The sequence below is a fragment of the Aeribacillus composti genome (assembly GCF_031760945.1).
In the GTDB taxonomy this organism is placed as follows: Bacteria; Bacillota; Bacilli; order Bacillales; family Aeribacillaceae; genus Aeribacillus; species Aeribacillus composti.
In genome coordinates this window covers 3,152,093-3,168,137 of record NZ_CP134501.1, presented here as the reverse complement: position 1 = coordinate 3,168,137, position 16,045 = coordinate 3,152,093, and the positions used below count along the sequence as shown (strand labels likewise).

Here is a 16,045-nt window from a genome sequence, read left to right as displayed (position 1 = left end):
TGGAGATGGAATTGATATGCCAGTCATCGCTTTATTTTTATTGAGTTTGTTATGGGGATCAACTTTTTATTTCACCAAAATCGTATTGCCGGATTTTCATCCATTTTCGATCGTCTTTTATCGCTGTTTATTTGGTGCAGCTGCTTTATTTCCCTTTTTTATTTGGAAAGGAAATAAAGAGGAATTCCAGCGTCTGCCAATACTCTTAAGCATTGCGCTAATGAATGCAGCTGTTCCATGGAGTTTAATGAGTTACAGTCAACAAGAACTGGATACTACCATTAGTGCAGTACTGAATGCAACGGTGCCGATTTTTGGCTTAATGTTCAGTGCGCTGATTTTAAAGATGAATATTCGGTGGAAGGAATTTCTCGGCATCTTAATTGGTTTTACAGGTATAGTGACTGCTTTTTTTCTCGGACCTGCATCTGGGGCAGGATTTGAAGTTGGCAGTGCGTCTTTATTAATTACTGCAGCCATTTTTTATTCATTATCTTCTGTTTTAATCACAAAGTACCTGCAGCATTTATCGGTTTTTACATTATCATTTATGACAATGGTTATCGGCACTGTAGTTGCAGGGGGTTTGATGGCAGCGGTTCAGCCGCAAAGTATCCATCAATTGGCAGAAGCGGAAAATCTTGCAGCTCTTTTAATATTAGGCGTTTTTAATTCAGGGATTGGTAATGTGATATTCTTTTACTTAGTAAAGAGTGGCGGTCCGATTTTTGCGATGTTGATAACCTTTTTAATGCCAATTACAACCATTTTTCTTGGAGTACTTTTTTTGAACGAGTCCCTGAACATAGGAACGATGATTGCCTTAATTCTTGTATTAGTTAGTGTGTATATAACGCAAAACAAAGGAGGTAAAAAAGATATGGAATTTCAGGAAATCGTATCAAAGCTGATGAAAAATAATTTTTTTGTAGACCGGAATATCCGCATTTTTGTATTAACGGATCAGAGTACAAGATCATTAGGGGAAAAATTCGCTGGAGCGCTGCAAGGGGATGGCTGGAATGTCGCGCTGCACATAATGGAGGACCGAAATAAGTCAGGCGAGGAGCCGCCTTCGGACGCGGCGAATGCCATGCTTCAGTATGACTTGGTATTTTGTTTGACAAAACATTCCCTAACCCATACGGAAGCCCGAAAAAATGCGAATGCCAAGGGGATAAGTGTCATTACAATGCCGGGAATTACAGAGGATATGTTTCTTCACGGAGCGATGAGTGCAGATTATAGCAGGGTCGAGAAGGAAACTTTGGAAATGACTGATAGATTGACTGCTGCGAACAAAGTGACAATCTATACTGGAGATAATCATAAGTTAATTGTGCCCGTGGAAGGAAGAAGCGGGGTTCCGAGTACAGGAGTCTTCAGGAAAAAAGCTGCTTCCGGGAATTTGCCTTCCGGGGAGGCCTTTATTGCTCCATTAGAAGGGAAGGCAGTAGGGACAATTGAAATAAACGGTTCTATTGCAGGCATTGGGTTGCTGGATTCTCCTATTGTACTAACTATAAAGGAAGGTAGACTTGTTCACGCAACCGGCGAGGATGGAGCTGCCCTATTAAAACTACTTGGAGAAGGAGACGGCCGTATGCTTGCTGAACTGGGAATTGGTACAAACTATGCAGCACGGATAACAGGGAATATTTTGGAGGATGAAAAGGCTTATAATACTATACATGTAGCCTTTGGTTCCAATCATACATTTGGAGGTACTATAAAGGCGGATGTGCATATTGACTGTGTAACGAAAAATCCGACGATAGAAATGGAATAGCATTCATTGGACCCGATATAGAATCCCGCCAATGGGAAAGCGCTGTTTGAATAAGCGATCAAACTGGAGAGATGATTATGTCAGAGGATTTATTAAAGTTAATGCGTGGCATTGTCAATGTCCGAAATTACAAAAACGAATCAATTTCTGAAGACATTTTAACCAAACTGTATACTGCCTTTGCGGCAGGGCCAACTACGATGAGTTCTCAAGCTGGTGAGCTATTACTTATTTCGGACAAAGAAAAACGTAATAAGCTGGTTGAGGCAACGCTAAACCCTTATTTAACAAAGGATAGCTACGGTGCTCAATCATGGTTGCTAAATGCTCCTTTTGTCTGTGTTGTTTTAGTAGAGAAACGAAGAGCTGTTGCAAGGGTGGGAGAACAAGGTTTATCCATTGCGAAACAAGAGGTGAACGCTTCGATTCAGAATTTCCGCTTACTTGCCCAATCCCTTGGTTTGTCTACGGCTTGTGTTCGTGAATTTGATCAGGATCAATTGAAAGAAAACTTAGATTTACCTTGGTATGTTATGCCTGTTGCTATTCTGACTGCAGGCTATAGTGATGTTAAAGCAGAAGAGCCTCCGCGATTGTCCGTATCAGAGATTGTGAGCGAGGAGGTTTGGATTTGAATAAGGTGAATCAGCTCAAACGAATTCAAGCCATTTATAAACGTGTAAGTTGTCGTGCTTTTCAAGATAAACAGGTGCCGCAGCATATCTTAAAAGAAATTATTACAGCGGGGACAAGGGCTCCGGCTAGCGGAAATATGCAGCCTTGGGAATTTCTGATTATTGATGATTTGGATATGAAAGACAAACTATGCAGCTGTACTTTTAGCGGCTTTTATTCCAAAGGCGCAAAAAATCAATCATGGGTAAAAAAAGCACCAATCATCATTGTACCGTGTGTCAATTATAAGCGTACTGTTGCAAGATATGGAGATTTAGCTTACAAATGGGCCGTGATTGATACGGCATCGGCTGTTCAAAACATGCTGTTAGCTGCGACGGAATTAGGGATAGGAAGCTGTTGGGTTGGAGGCATTATTGAAGACAAAGTGCGAAAGCTGTTACAGCTGCCCTCCTACGTGGAACCCCTTGGTCTGATTCCGATGGGTTATCCTGCCGAAAAGACAGAGCAGAAACATAAAATTGATCCGAAGTGGCTGACACATCATAACATATATAATGCACCGTATTTTGATTAAGAAAGACCCATGTATGAAAGAAGTTGTCAACGCTTTTCATGATGACCATAAAACTGCTCTTGAAGGATAACGTTATAAATTGTCGAACAAGGGAAGGTGGATCAAGTCTTTGAGGAAACTTCCCATCCTTATACGAAGTCTCTGCTTTCTGCAATCCCGTCTACCGACATCAAGCAGAAAAGAGACCGCATCATTTTACGAGGAGACGTACCGTCTCCGGCCAACCCGCCTTCCGGATGCGGCTTTCGGACCCGCTGCCCTTTGGCTGAAGACATATGTAAAGAAGTTCCGCCTTTTGTCGAAGTTGGTGGGGGACACTTTTCCAGATGTAGTCTAATCGAAAAGTACAAACGGGAAATGGAAATAGAGGTATCTGCTAATTCTTGAGTTGAATAATTACGCAGATAATTTAAAGCTAACAGAGGATGATAAATAATTTTAGTTCATCCTTTGTTAGCTTTTGTTTTTTTGGGATTTCTGCACATCGATTATTGTTTACGACATCTTCACTATAAACTTCAAAACAGCTCTTAATCTCCTAGATTCATATATTAAATTCTTCTTCTTCTGACTCCATTAAAACACCAATTTACTGCAAACAAATGGGATATCAAAACGATAATAAGCCCATAAATTGACGTTAATAACACGATACCTAACTTATCAGCTCCTTGGATTAGGAAAACAATTATTATTAAAATAATTCCTGTCACAATTTCCTTTAATATTCGACTTTGAAGAATTCGCATCCAAAGATTACCCGCTAATCTTAATGGAAAATCACGTTTGGCTTTTAAAGTTGCAGTGATTAATGCACTAATTGCAGTAGAAATAGTGAAAGCAACAACTAACATAATGAATGAAAGGCTTTGTAACCAAGCTAAATATGCTGTGAACTGCGCACGCAGTATTCCTTCTTCCGCAATATAAACTACGTGTAATTCACCTGTAATCCCTTGGCTGCGAAGAGATTGTGCATCGAGCTTATGTTGTTCTAACAGTTTTTGCGTTTCGGATACACCTGTAAAAATTATATTTCCAGTAGAAATTAAAGATGTTAAATTCGAATCACTATAGGTATCGTGCAATGAAGGAAGAATAACGAATAAAATATCATCTCCAAAATAAAGACTGCTATCTCCGCCGCCCAACATAACGGGAAGTTTTGAACCTTTAATAGGTTGTCGCAATTGTATTTGTTCGAATAAATAATTTACATTTTCTTCTTTCGTGAATACACTTATCTCTTCCTTCACTTCATGAAGAAGTTCCTTTGGGACGTCCTGTTTGGAAACATTTTCCACGGCCGATTTGTCAATTTCGGCTGTAATCAGGTCTAGCCACTTCTCGTTCACAAAAGAAATAGCTGAGTAATGATGAAAATTAACCGTTGGCCACATTTCCTTAGTATAAGTGTAAGAAAAAGCTGCCAACTCCTTTGATTCAGCATCCTTTACCAATTCGCTAATCATTGACTCTGTACGATTCATCTCATCATTATTTGTAGCAAACACAATTGAGACTTGATCTGAAAGCTTTTTCCACTGAGCCAGCTCAGCTGCCATTTCTGATGATTGCTTATAAATGGACCATGTAGAACCTACTGAAGAAATGACCAAAACGAATGTTAATGCCTGAATCATAATTGCAACCGGCCGATAACGTTTTACTGGCGGCTGTCTTGTTGCAAACATCGCCGTGCTTGGCCGTGCAACAAAAGACATAATGAGTACGATAAGGATAGAGCAAAGAATCACTGCTACTTGTAAACTTATTAACACTTTCAGAAATACGCGAATATACATGAAGCCATGAAACAGACCTATATAGAACGTGGAAACGACAGCTATTATTCCTGCTGATAGGAGCAATGCTTCACAAAATCCTTTGAGATCTTGCCATTGAATTTCCATTGCAGGAGAACCATTTAAAAGCCGTATTGCTCTTCCGCGTGCCTTAATCGACAACCAAAATAAAGCAAGCGACGTAATTAGTGCAAGTGATGCAAGAACAGCAATGGCAAATCCCTTCTCTTTTACAACAAATAGAAGATTTTCAATAACCGAAGCATCGCGCCGAACGACTTCTACCCCCATATTTTGTAAAGTATCGACAAATTCCTCTAGATGTGAAGTATCGTTCGTAACTAGATATACTCCGTCTGGAAAAGAGTTGGCAAGCCGATTTTTCTGAACTATTTTCCCCGTTTCATTACCGCGAAACCATGTAAATTGATTTGGTAAAGAATGATGATTAAGCGAAATAAAAACTTCACTACTTCCATCATCATCCAAGTCTGGGGCGATTTTAACAAGCCCAAGATTAAGCTCCTTATCAAATTCTGTCAACTTTAAATACGTATCATTAATCGTAATTTCTGATTCTGCAAAATTAAGATAAATTCTGCTTTTACTTCCAATCGCTTGTGGAAAATCCCGATCATTTAAATCGGTAATAATTGCTGCGAGTAATGCTAGTAAAGAAAATAATATACATGAAACAATCATAATTATTTTTTTATAAATGTTCATCTGCCCATCACCACTTCTTTACATGAAAATTCCACATTGGTCTATCGTTTCACTAAATAGATTGGCACACCTAATCCTTCACTATTTTTAATCAGTTCACGAATGGACTCTTCTTCATCTTTCGAATCGTACGTAACTTCAATTAAGGCACGGTCTGAATCATCGGAACACGGTTGCCCGACTTCGACTTGAATGTTTTTTCCAATGTTTTCAATTTTTTTAACGAAATCTTGATGGTCATCTAATGCTTTAGCAACCTCCTGGACAGATGGTAATTGTTCACATGGTGGATGAGCGTTTTTGGATGGCATTGGGTATCCGACCATTATTAGTACAAATGCAACCGTTATTAATATCATCATTATTACACTTATGACTCTTTTATAAGTTGTTTTCATAGATATCCTCCCCGTAATTGAATTTTAGTTTTCTATATCTTGTTGTATAGCTGAGCTTGAGAAACGCAAACAATCCATAGTTAAGCTGAATTTGACAATAGCTATTTTCTCCTTTCTCCCTTGACACTTCACAACTAGACTATTATCGTATTTGTCAATGGGGACTGTGATTATTCCTTTCATCCAATTTTACGTATTTTGTTTCCGGCTCTTTTCATTTTACGTTAGATGTTAGCAGCTCAAATTCAGATCGCTTCACAATGTGTTTTGCCGCTTGTACATTTATCAAAATTAAGTTGGAAATTTGAGTTCATGAATGACGTCGCTCGCAGCAATCATCTCGGCATCATGCGTGGATACAACAACGGTTCGATCGCGTCTAGCAAACTTTTTTAGTAACTGTATCACCAGTTGGCGATTATCTTTATCCAGTGATGCAGTTGGTTCATCTACTAATAAAATATTTGCATCTTTGTAAATTGCACGAGCTAACGCTAATCGTTGTTTTTCACCACCGCTTAGATAGCTGGCCAATTCACTCTCCCTTCCTTTAAGTCCCGTTTGATCGAGCGATTGCAGCAATCGTTCTTTATTTCCGCCGATACGCTTTCCAAAAAGACTAGACTTCATAGTTACATTGAAAGCTACTGATTCCTCGTCCATAATTCCATAATCTTGAAGGATAAAAGACACATGTTTTTGCCAAAATTGACGACGCTGAAAAGTATTATAATTTGTTATATCCATTCCATTCAGATAGATACTTCCCTTATCTATCGGCAACAACAAACCAAGACAATGTAACAAAGTTGTTTTTCCCGCTCCGCTAGGGCCGATAAAAGCTGTCACCATCCCTGGCTTACACGTAACCGATTCTTCTTTTAGTACTGTTCGGGTTCCAATTTTTACTGAAATATTCCGTGCTTCAATAAGCATTTTTTTCACCTGCTTCATCGTATTACTTCTAAATATCGCATTCGATGCTCATTTTAAAACAAAAAAATAAACACCTCTTAAACGGTGTCTTAACGGAATCTTAATTTTTAATTTGGAAATTTAATTATTATCTTCGTTCCTTTATTCTTCTCACTAATGACATGTACTTCCCCGTTTTGTTTTTCGATAAACTGTTTAGCGATAGACATGCCCAGGCCAGAACCGAGGTGTGTTTTATCGGTTGATGTTCCACGATAATACTGATTAAATAATCGTTTTAGCATTTTACGATCCATGCCAATCCCGTTATCACTAATTTCTATCATCGTTTCCTTCTCTAATCTTTCTAACGTTATTGTAATCATTGTCCCGATAGGATTGTGATTAACGGCATTCATCAAAAAATTTTCCAACGCTCTTTTTAACAATGTCGGATCAACGGATAATAAGATGTCATCTATCCCATGCGTGTGGAAATAAATTGGATAATCTGTTGCCATTGGGTATTTTTTAAAATCTTCTAATACGTTCCTTATAAACTCAACTAGATTAATTGATTGTAGATTTAATGGGATTTGCATTTTATCAAATTCATAAATCACGCTTAAATCATCAATCAGCTGTTCCATGTATAAAGCCTTCTCTTCAATAATGCCAGCAAATTCTTTAATCTCATCCTCATTCCATTTATGTTCAGAACGAAGAATAGCAGCATAGCCTTTCACATACGAAAGTGGTGTTTTCAAATCGTGTGTTACCCCGGCTGTCCATTTTTTTCTTATTTCATCTAATTCTTTCCTCTCGTCCTCCGCTCTTTTAAGCTGAGTCGTCAAACGCTCTAGTTTTAATTTCAATTCAGAGAAAAATCCAAATTTCATTTTCTTTATAGTGTCATCTTTTGTTGTTTCAGGCATGTTAAAGTTTCCATTTGATAATTGATCGATCCAACGTACAATGTAGGTAAGCGGTTTTCTAATTTTTTGATTAATAGTATACCCAATAAGCATGAAAATACATATAAAGAACAGCAGAAATAAACTATAGGAAAATACTTTGTCCATCGTAAAAATATCACTTATAAGCTGAAAAATAGAGAATCCTGTAATAAAAAAAAGAAAACCGAAAGTTAGAAATATCGTAATGATCGTTAATGTAATTTTTTTTTCTAATTTCATTTAAGTCCCTCACGATTTTTAATAGAGCATTTTGCAAAATTAGATTTTTTGGATAAAAGTATAAAAAATAAAGCACTCGACAAATAGCTACCAGTATGTTATTTTACAAAATATTACAATAATCTTGTTTTCGGGCATACCTACAGAATTTTTCACATTGAATTTTTTTAAGCGGCTTTCTTCCCTTTATTTTCCTTTGCCATCGCTAGCGCTGAAACAAGTAATACAATAGCGTTCAGGTAAATATGGGTCTTTACTTTTTCAATTCCCCATACATGTAGGGAGTTCGCCGTAAGGTAGCTTTTCATTCTTGAATTACAGCGTTCTACACTTGTCCTCTCGTTGTAAAGCTCTTTCCAACGTTTTGTATCACGGTGCGGATTGGAATATCGGCGCACATCCTTTTTGATGTCGACTTTTACCACCATTCCATAGTTGGAAGATGAACAGGCTACCATTCCTAATGGGCAATCCACTTTGCCGGTTGCGTGAGGACATCTGAACTTGAGCTGGTCCTTATCAGCTCCCCAATAAGTCATTTCATAACCCATGGAACAACGCGGAGTTCCATTGGAAGAAATCCCTTCAGGAGGCTCTTTTTCGTTGCGCAAATTGAGCGGGATAATGGCTTGCGCTCCAATGTTTTTGGCAGATTCATAGTTTTTTAGTTGGTCATATCCGCCATCCATGATCAGAAATTCAATTTTGGATTTGGTACGCTCTGCCACTTGCTCTATTAATTCTGGTGCGACTTCTCCATCGTTCACATGGGCAGGGGGTTACTTTTATGGCCATTGGCAGTTCGCTTGCGGTATCGACTGAAAGATGCATCTTATAGCCAAACCAGGTAATTTTATTGCCGAAGGAATCATATTTTGCGCCCCAATTAGCATTACCCGTTTGTTCACTACGCTTTTTGGGCTGTTTCTTTTCATAGGCATCAATGGCGGCACTGTCGATGGCCTGGTGGCTGCCGTCAATTATTCCTTCCTCCTGAGCTAACTGTACCAAGTCAAGGAAGATCTTTTCAGCCAGCTTTTTTTTGGTAAGTGCCGCAAAAACCCGGCTGAGAGTGGAGATAGACGGTGCGGGGCGATCAATCGATAAACCGCATTGATAACGGAAACGAAGGTCTTTATCCAATCGATGATGAAGGGCGGTAAAGGTGTCGATGCCTTCGAGTGGGGCAGCGATGAGAGCCCTTAGAATCCCTTCTCTGGAATGACCGTCAGCCCCTCGGGGTGAAGAACTTCTCAACTGTTTAGCATAAGGGCGTAAATCAAGCGAGCTAAAAAAGATAGGTAATTTCTCTTTTGACTCTAATTTTTGCAGTTCTTCAAAGGAAAATAGGCTTTCTTGTAGAATATACAAAGTGACTTCCTCCTTTTGAATTTTTGTGGTTTCGTCACTTCAAAAATTCTACATTTTAGGGGTGAAGTCCTTTTTTATTTCGTTAAAAACCTTGTCACTCTTGGGTTAAAAAATCTGCAAAATGCTCAATACTTAAAATATATCCTAACCCTCTTACATTTTTTATATATCTTGGATTTTTAGGGTCTCTTTCTATTTTTTGTCGCAAACGACTGATATGGACCATAACTGTATTCTCCTTGCCTACAGCATTATAATCTCCCCATACGTTTTCATATAACTGATCAACACTTAATACTTGATTAGGATTTTGACACATGAATTTTAGCAATTGAAATTCCATAGCTGGTAAACGTATTTCTTCACCATTTACAACTAACTTTGCTTGGTCAAAGTAAAGAGTAAAATAATCGGTTTGAAATATATTTCTTAATTTCGATAATGCTTTCTTTTGACGATGTAATATAGCTTTTATTCGCGCTGCTACTTCGAGCGGATTAAAAGGTTTCGTGATGTAATCATCGCCGCCAACGGAAAAACCGGTTAATTTATCCATATCGGTTGTACGTGCAGTTAAAAAGATAATAGGTGCATCTGATATATCTCTAATTTTTTGGCATAATTCGAATCCATTTATATCAGGCAGCATGACGTCGAGCAGTATTAAATCAACCCTGCTTCTCTTAATCGTCTCCAAAGCTTCATATCCTGACTCAGCCTGATATATTTCTTGAAATCCTTCCTTTTCCAATAAACGTTTTAGCATTTTAATTAAACCGACTTCATCTTCTATGATAAGTATACTTTCTTTCACATTTAACCTCCCGACTAACAGTAATATTAATAGTTTTAGAGTTTTTTTAGTCGTAAAAACTTTTTCCAAAATAAAACTTTCCTGTATTTCCAAATCAAAATTGTTATTCAAAGGCTTCAAACATCAGTATCCATTCTGATTTCGCCTTTTCCCCCGGATAACTTTATTCTACAGAACGGGTCTTCCTTTTTCTATGGACATTATTTAATGCATTTCTATTTACACAAAATATTTTACACTCTCTTCAATTCCATTCATACACTTTTAATGGATTAGTGTAAATTATCATTTTATCTCCGCATAAAAAGCCTTCTTTTTTGCAAATTCCTTCGGGATGTTCTTCTCCCCTTTTCTGAAAGAGTGTGCTAAATTTTTAGTAAATTGTTTCGGAGGGGGAGAACGAGACCGTGATTCGATTGTACGACTTTGGAATCGATGTGCAAACCTATGCGGACTTAGGAAAACAGAATGCTTTTCCGTCGATCCATCGTTGTCCACATTGCCAAGTCAAGCGAACCCTTTACCGTCACGGCTATTATGAACGAAATGCATTAATGGGACAAGAAGCCTATCGGATTTGGATTGCTCGTTATCGATGCACGATATGCCAAAAGACGGTTACGGTGCTTCCCACGTTTCTCTTCCCTTATTTCCAATACACGATTTGGACGATCCTCCCATGCATCAACGAGCGCCTCTCGTTTCTCTTAGACAAGGGGACACGTTCGTCAAGGTTCTTTCCTACCCGACAAGGAGTCTATTTTTATATGCGTCGACTACTCTCCAACTTACCGTGGCTTCGTTGGTTTTTTCAAACCAAAGGGAAGCGAATTCTTGGGTTGTCCGATGAACCACTCGTTCAAGCACAGGAGTGGATTCAAAAAATGGAGGAGGTCTGTTTGGAAAAACTCATCCAAGCGATGTGGAATGAACAATCTACCCATTTTTTAGCGAATAGATTCGGTGCCTAATTTGTTTCTTTTTGGATCTATTTCCAAAAGCAATCGATTCCACAAACCTTTTGCGTCGACGAGTGGAAAGTGATGGGTTATGATGAAGGCAGGACGAACCTGTTGGTTCTTCCGCAAAATCGAAGAAGGAGGAAACCCTGATGGACGAATCGGTGAGACAAGAAATCGCCCTATTTCGGTATGGATTGATCGCACCGTTAGTCAATGGGCAGGTGGATCGGACATCGTACCTGAAGGAGGTGTCAACGCGCATGCATTGGGTTCCGCACTATGGAGAGAAACGGATCGCAGCGAAGACGATTCTAGATTGGTGCACGCAGTACAAAAAAGGGGGCTTTGAGGCGCTGAAGCCAAAACGACGGTCAGACCGTGGTCATTCCCGAAGGCTGTCACCTGAAGACGAAGATCATATTTTAACCCTAAGAAAAAAACTTCCCCACATGCCCGTGACGGTGTTTTACCAACACCTTATTGAGCAGGGGGAAATCGAAAAACAACTTGTATCTTACTTTACTATATATCGATTGTGCAAAAAATACAACCTCGTGGGGAAAGAAATTTTACCGATTCCTGAACGAAAACGGTTTGCGTACGATCGAGTCAATGAGTTATGGCAAGGGGATTTGTCCCATGGTCCAATGATACGAGAGAATGGAAAAGCGCAAAAAACATTTTTGATTGCCTACATCGATGACTGTTCGCGGGTCGTACCGTACGCTCAGTTTTTCTCTTCCGAGAAATTTGACGGGTTGCGGATCGTGACCAAAGAAGCGCTGCTTCGGTACGGGAAGCCGAAACGAATTTATTCGGACAACGGCAAAATTTATCGATCGGAGACACTACAATATGCTTGCGCAGAATTAGGGATCACGCTCATTCATACGCAGCCATATGATCCACAGAGCAAAGGGAAAATCGAGCGATTTTTTAAGACGGTGCAAACTCGGTTTTCCCCGTTGTTGGAGATGAAACCGGCTACGTCGCTTCAAGAGCTGAACGAACGCTTCTGGAAGTGGCTCGAAAAAGACTACCACCGGAAGCCCCATGCGTCGTTAGACGGAAAAACGCCGCATGAAGTGTTTCAATCGCAAGTGCAAGTAGTATCATTCGTGGAGGATGCGACTTGGCTGGATACGGTCTTTTTGAAGCGAGAGTTTCGCAAAGTGAAAGCCGATGGGACGATTACGTTAAACAAACAGCTGTATGAGGTTCCACCTCGGTTTATCGGACAATCAGTGGAAATTCGGTATGATGAGCAAGGGGTGTATGTATACGAAGACGGCAAAGAAGCAGCGAAAGCGACGCTGGTGCGTCTGCACGATAATGCCCACGTGAAACGCCATCGATCGCCATTTACGGGACTAGGAAAGGAGGAAGGAACGGATGTATAAAACGTTCTACTCCCTTTCTCGAGAGCCGTTTTCGAAAGACACAAGTCCGTCTGAAGCATATCGAGGGTCTTCTTACGAAGAGGCATTACATGCATTGGATTACGTGAAACGAACGAAAGGAATCGGTCTACTGACAGGAGAGCCGGGGGTGGGGAAAACGTTCGCCCTTCGGACGTTCAAAGAATCGTTACATCCTTCGTTGTATCACGTGGTGTATTTCCCGTTATCAACGGGTGGTGTGATGGATTTTTATCGAGGACTAGCCTTAGGGTTAGGCGAGGAGCCGAAATACCGCAAGGTGGACTTGTTTTACCAAATTCAACAAGGAATTGAACGAATGTATCATGAACGTCGAATCACCCCTGTGATTCTGCTTGATGAAATGCATCTAGCGAAAGATGCGTTTTTGCAGGATATCGCCATTCTGTTTAATTTTCACATGGATTCAACGAATCCGTTCGTGTTGATTTTGGCAGGGCTGCCGCACTTACAGATACGACTGCGCTTGAATCACCATCGTCCGCTTCAGCAACGAATCATCATGCGATATCGGATGGGAACACTCTCCAAAGAAGAAGTGGCAGCGTACATTGAGCAGCGAATGAAGCAAGCAGGGGTAAAACACTCGATTTTTACCCCTGCGGCTCTAGAGGCAATTGCCCTACAGTCGCAAGGATGGCCACGAGTCATCAATACGTTAACGACTACCTGCCTTTTATACGGCTACCAGCTAAAAAAAGACGTGATTGACGAAGAAATTGTTCGAATGGCGGTGGAGGAAACAGGGGCATAATGAAAGGGGCCGAACGGCTCCTTTTGGTTTTACGATTCTCGTCTGAAATAGTGCGCAAACAATCGGAAAAAGCGTGCAAAATCGGAGAGAATTCGCAAACATTTTGCGAGGTATTTCCGATTTTAGTCCAAAATAATTTGAAAAAAGTGGTTCTAAAATAGTGTGCTAATTTACAGGATTAGGTACACTTATAACTTATCTGTATGTTTCTCAAAATGTTAGAATTGTAAGCGTAAAATAGTCCACACCTACCTTTAGATGTGGACTATTGTTATGATTTATTTAGCTTTATTAGGAACACGACATTCTTCTGGAATTGTTGTGGACCAAGGAAGGAGTTGATCTAATTTTTCTTTGTCAGTCAGATTAATATTTGGAAGCTGTTCAAATAAATATTTAAGGTAATTGAATGGGTTTAATCCGTTTTCCTTCGCAGTCTCCACAATGCTATAAATGATTGCGCTGGATTTAGCCCCCTTTATGGTATTGCTAAACAGCCAGTTTTTCCTCCCGATTACAAACGGTTTAATGGATCGTTCTGCGCGGTTGTTATCAATTTCTAAACGACCATCCTCTAAAAAAGCTACTAAACGGTCCCATTGATTACGACAATATTTAATGGCTTGCCCAAGTGCACTTTTTGGCAACACTCTTGGGGCTTGTTCATGAAGCCATGCCAAAAAAGCCTCCAATACCGGTTGGCTGCGTTCTAAACGTTTCTTATAACGTTCTTCAGGACTAACGTCCTTTAAATCCCGTTCTATCGAGAAAAGTTGGTTACAGAATGCAAGACCTTCTTTGGCTTTAACGTGAGTAGTTTTAGCCGATTCAGGAAGAGCCTACAAAGCTTCTGTGAATTTACGTCTGGCATGAGCCCAACAACCGACCAGACTGACATCAGGGATTCCGTTATAACCGGCATACCCGTCCACATGTAAATATCCACGGAAACCTTCCAAAAATCGTAAAGGATGTTTGGATGCACGGGTTCGCTGGTAGTCATACAAAACAATTGGAGGCCCCATTCGTCCTGTCCGATAAAGCCACATAAATGATTTGGAAGTCGCTCGTCGGTCAGGTTCTGAAAGAACCTGTAAGGTGGTCTCATCCGCATGGAGGATATCCTGATTCAATAGATGGTTACGCATTCGGTCGTAAACAGGACTCAACCAGGTGTCGGCTCCATACAAAATCCAATTGGATAAAGTTTGCCTGGAAATGAATATGCCAAATCGCTCCAGATGTTTTTCCTGGCGATACAAAGGCATACTTTCAACGTATTTCTGCGTCATCGTATAAGCCATTGACGATGGAGATGCCAGACTTCCCGGAAAAACAGGAGCCGGCATTTTCGCCGTGACAATAGGCGTTTCTATTTCATGGCGTTCACAATGACGGCAACTATAAACATATTGGACATGCTTTTTCACTTTTACTTGTGCTGGAATAACTTCTATTTCTCTGCGTACTTGCGTACTCATTTCGTGTAGAGGTCCAGCGCAACACGAACAAACCTGTTCCTCAGCTGGCAAACGGTATTCCACCGTTTCAGTAGGCAGGTTTTCTAGTTTTTCATCTCGACGATTTCGCTCCTTCTTGCGTGTATATGTAATGGTTTCAATCGTCAGTTCTTCATCATCAGGATTTGCGGTAGCTTCAGCTTCATTGAAAAGGGACAGTTGGTCTGAATTGGTCTTCTCACTGGAAGAACCAAAACGACGTTGTTGACTTAACCGAAATTGCTCCTCATACCATTTTAGCTTCGCTTCCAAAGCTTCCTTTTCTATTTCAAGCTTTTCGTTACGCGCTTTATAGTATTCAATTGTTTCCTGAATTTTTGTGTCCGTGTTTTTCATAGTTCCAGTATACGCAAAAGAATCCGGCTTGACCAGTCGGATTCTCAAGTTTTTTAATTTCATAGAATCGTGCGTGCTTTCACTGTGGGATGGGCTTGTTTTTGTTCGATGGATAAGCCATCTAATAACCAGCGTAGCTGACGAGGACTGATATCCATCGGCACTCCTTCTTGTTCAGATGGCCAGTTGAAAGTTCCTCTTTCTAATCTTCGATAATGGAGCCAAAACCCATTATTATCCCACTGTAGAATTTTAAGTTTATCCCTTTTCCGATTACAGAAAACAAATAAACAAGGGGAAAATGGATCCAAATCGAAGCATTCTTTGACGATGACTGCGAGACCATCAATCGATTTCCGGAGATCGGTGCTTCCACGTGCAAGGTACACTCGTTCAAAATTTGCGTTAGATATCATCGATTTTGAATCACACGCACTACATCGGAAAGTAGATTCAAATCGGTGCCTGGACGTACTTCGATGGACAGTGCACCGTAATGAATAAGCACAGATTCCTGACCCGTATGATGGGAGGAGATTTCTTGGACATCCACCGTCAACCATTTTGATTGATGCTCGTTCGTAGAAATTTCTTCCTCACGAAACTTTCGAATCCAGTAGTACATCTGATGTATTTTTACATCATTGATGCGAGACCACTCAGCAGCACTCAATCCACTTGTTTTCCAAGCATCATACCTGGATTTCCATTCTATTCTTTTGTCAGCATCATTCATAGCATAACCTCCAGCATTTTTTCTATGGAGATTATCTCATGTAACATTCACAACTAGAAGGTGCTGAGTAT

General features: G+C 40.1%; 14 protein-coding genes and 3 pseudogenes. 8 read left to right on the top strand and 9 right to left on the bottom strand.

Annotated elements, in window-relative coordinates; translation table 11 throughout:
• Positions 1-16 precede the first annotated feature (16 nt).
• The 4 genes from RI196_RS15465 (at position 17) to RI196_RS15450 (ending at position 3,389) form a co-directional block, all read left to right on the top strand.
• Positions 17-1,789, top strand: coding sequence for an aminopeptidase (locus tag RI196_RS15465; RefSeq protein WP_311066474.1), 1,773 nt, complete (start codon positions 17-19; stop codon positions 1,787-1,789).
• Positions 1,790-1,866: 77 nt separating this feature from the next.
• Positions 1,867-2,424 carry a nitroreductase family protein gene (locus RI196_RS15460; protein ID WP_066247387.1) on the top strand — a complete coding sequence of 186 codons (558 nt, stop codon included), beginning with the start codon at positions 1,867-1,869 and terminating at the stop codon, positions 2,422-2,424.
• Between the two features lie 5 nt (positions 2,425-2,429).
• Positions 2,430-3,002: a nitroreductase family protein gene (locus tag RI196_RS15455; protein WP_261308716.1), complete on the top strand. Its 573-nt coding sequence runs from the start codon at positions 2,430-2,432 to the stop codon at positions 3,000-3,002.
• Between the two features lie 96 nt (positions 3,003-3,098).
• Complete coding sequence (locus RI196_RS15450) at positions 3,099-3,389, top strand: oligopeptide/dipeptide ABC transporter ATP-binding protein (protein ID WP_311066473.1); 291 nt, start codon at positions 3,099-3,101, stop codon at positions 3,387-3,389.
• 164 nt (positions 3,390-3,553) lie between these two features.
• Here the strand turns inward: RI196_RS15450 and RI196_RS15445 are convergent, their stop codons facing one another.
• The 6 genes and pseudogenes from RI196_RS15445 to RI196_RS15420 form a co-directional block, all read right to left on the bottom strand.
• A complete protein-coding gene (locus RI196_RS15445; protein ID WP_311066472.1) occupies positions 3,554-5,533 on the bottom strand; it encodes a bacteriocin-associated integral membrane family protein in 1,980 nt (659 codons plus the stop codon).
• A 41-nt stretch (positions 5,534-5,574) separates the two neighbouring features.
• Positions 5,575-5,931, bottom strand: coding sequence for a hypothetical protein (locus RI196_RS15440; RefSeq protein ID WP_066247382.1), 357 nt, complete (start codon positions 5,929-5,931; stop codon positions 5,575-5,577).
• Between the two features lie 291 nt (positions 5,932-6,222).
• Positions 6,223-6,867: an ABC transporter ATP-binding protein gene (locus RI196_RS15435; RefSeq protein WP_066247412.1), complete on the bottom strand. Its 645-nt coding sequence runs from the start codon at positions 6,865-6,867 to the stop codon at positions 6,223-6,225.
• A gap of 107 nt (positions 6,868-6,974) precedes the next feature.
• Entirely contained in the window at positions 6,975-8,042 is a 1,068-nt protein-coding gene (locus RI196_RS15430; protein ID WP_066247379.1) for a sensor histidine kinase, read from the bottom strand.
• Positions 8,043-8,209: 167 nt separating this feature from the next.
• Positions 8,210-9,413 (bottom strand): annotated as a pseudogene (locus RI196_RS15425) (transposase).
• A gap of 94 nt (positions 9,414-9,507) precedes the next feature.
• Positions 9,508-10,179, bottom strand: coding sequence for a response regulator transcription factor (locus tag RI196_RS15420; RefSeq protein ID WP_222422768.1), 672 nt, complete (start codon positions 10,177-10,179; stop codon positions 9,508-9,510).
• Between the two features lie 455 nt (positions 10,180-10,634).
• On the opposite strand from RI196_RS15420, the pseudogene RI196_RS15415 reads away from it, so the two are divergent.
• The 4 genes and pseudogenes from RI196_RS15415 to RI196_RS15400 all read left to right on the top strand — a co-directional run.
• Positions 10,635-10,853: pseudogene (locus RI196_RS15415) on the top strand (DUF6431 domain-containing protein); the annotation flags it as partial.
• 141 nt (positions 10,854-10,994) lie between these two features.
• Entirely contained in the window at positions 10,995-11,198 is a 204-nt protein-coding gene (locus tag RI196_RS15410; protein ID WP_235600483.1) for a hypothetical protein, read from the top strand.
• A 140-nt stretch (positions 11,199-11,338) separates the two neighbouring features.
• Positions 11,339-12,589 carry an IS481 family transposase gene (locus tag RI196_RS15405; RefSeq protein WP_311066471.1) on the top strand — a complete coding sequence of 417 codons (1,251 nt, stop codon included), beginning with the start codon at positions 11,339-11,341 and terminating at the stop codon, positions 12,587-12,589.
• Entirely contained in the window at positions 12,582-13,382 is an 801-nt protein-coding gene (locus tag RI196_RS15400) for an ExeA family protein (protein WP_063389145.1), read from the top strand. Before RI196_RS15405 ends, RI196_RS15400 begins: the two co-directional genes overlap by 8 nt.
• Before the next feature lie 278 nt (positions 13,383-13,660).
• Here RI196_RS15400 and tnpC read toward each other — a convergent pair.
• The 3 genes and pseudogenes from tnpC to tnpA all read right to left on the bottom strand — a co-directional run bounded on the left by tnpC (position 13,661) and on the right by tnpA (position 15,974).
• Positions 13,661-15,238 (bottom strand): annotated as a pseudogene (gene tnpC, locus RI196_RS15395) (IS66 family transposase).
• 59 nt (positions 15,239-15,297) lie between these two features.
• Positions 15,298-15,654: an IS66 family insertion sequence element accessory protein TnpB gene (gene tnpB, locus RI196_RS15390; RefSeq protein WP_063389611.1), complete on the bottom strand. Its 357-nt coding sequence runs from the start codon at positions 15,652-15,654 to the stop codon at positions 15,298-15,300.
• On the bottom strand, positions 15,651-15,974 hold the full coding sequence (tnpA, locus tag RI196_RS15385) for an IS66 family insertion sequence element accessory protein TnpA (RefSeq protein ID WP_066247376.1): 324 nt from the start codon (positions 15,972-15,974) through the stop codon (positions 15,651-15,653). The genes tnpB and tnpA overlap by 4 nt, the downstream gene beginning before the upstream one ends.
• Positions 15,975-16,045: the final 71 nt, after the last annotated feature.

What these genes read in the sequence shown, in the direction of transcription:
- RI196_RS15465 (WP_311066474.1), top strand. Translation starts at nt 17, where the DNA reads ATGCCAGTCATCGCTTTATTTTTATTGAGTTTGTTATGGGGATCAACT.
- RI196_RS15460 (WP_066247387.1), top strand. Translation starts at nt 1,867, where the DNA reads ATGTCAGAGGATTTATTAAAGTTAATGCGTGGCATTGTCAATGTCCGA.
- RI196_RS15445 (WP_311066472.1), bottom strand. Translation starts at nt 5,533, where the DNA reads ATGAACATTTATAAAAAAATAATTATGATTGTTTCATGTATATTATTT.
- RI196_RS15440 (WP_066247382.1), bottom strand. Translation starts at nt 5,931, where the DNA reads ATGAAAACAACTTATAAAAGAGTCATAAGTGTAATAATGATGATATTA.
- RI196_RS15435 (WP_066247412.1), bottom strand. Translation starts at nt 6,867, where the DNA reads ATGCTTATTGAAGCACGGAATATTTCAGTAAAAATTGGAACCCGAACA.
- RI196_RS15430 (WP_066247379.1), bottom strand. Translation starts at nt 8,042, where the DNA reads ATGAAATTAGAAAAAAAAATTACATTAACGATCATTACGATATTTCTA.
- RI196_RS15420 (WP_222422768.1), bottom strand. Translation starts at nt 10,179, where the DNA reads ATGCTAAAACGTTTATTGGAAAAGGAAGGATTTCAAGAAATATATCAG.
- RI196_RS15410 (WP_235600483.1), top strand. Translation starts at nt 10,995, where the DNA reads ATGCGTCGACTACTCTCCAACTTACCGTGGCTTCGTTGGTTTTTTCAA.
- RI196_RS15405 (WP_311066471.1), top strand. Translation starts at nt 11,339, where the DNA reads ATGGACGAATCGGTGAGACAAGAAATCGCCCTATTTCGGTATGGATTG.
- RI196_RS15400 (WP_063389145.1), top strand. Translation starts at nt 12,582, where the DNA reads ATGTATAAAACGTTCTACTCCCTTTCTCGAGAGCCGTTTTCGAAAGAC.
- tnpB (WP_063389611.1), bottom strand. Translation starts at nt 15,654, where the DNA reads ATGATATCTAACGCAAATTTTGAACGAGTGTACCTTGCACGTGGAAGC.
- tnpA (WP_066247376.1), bottom strand. Translation starts at nt 15,974, where the DNA reads ATGAATGATGCTGACAAAAGAATAGAATGGAAATCCAGGTATGATGCT.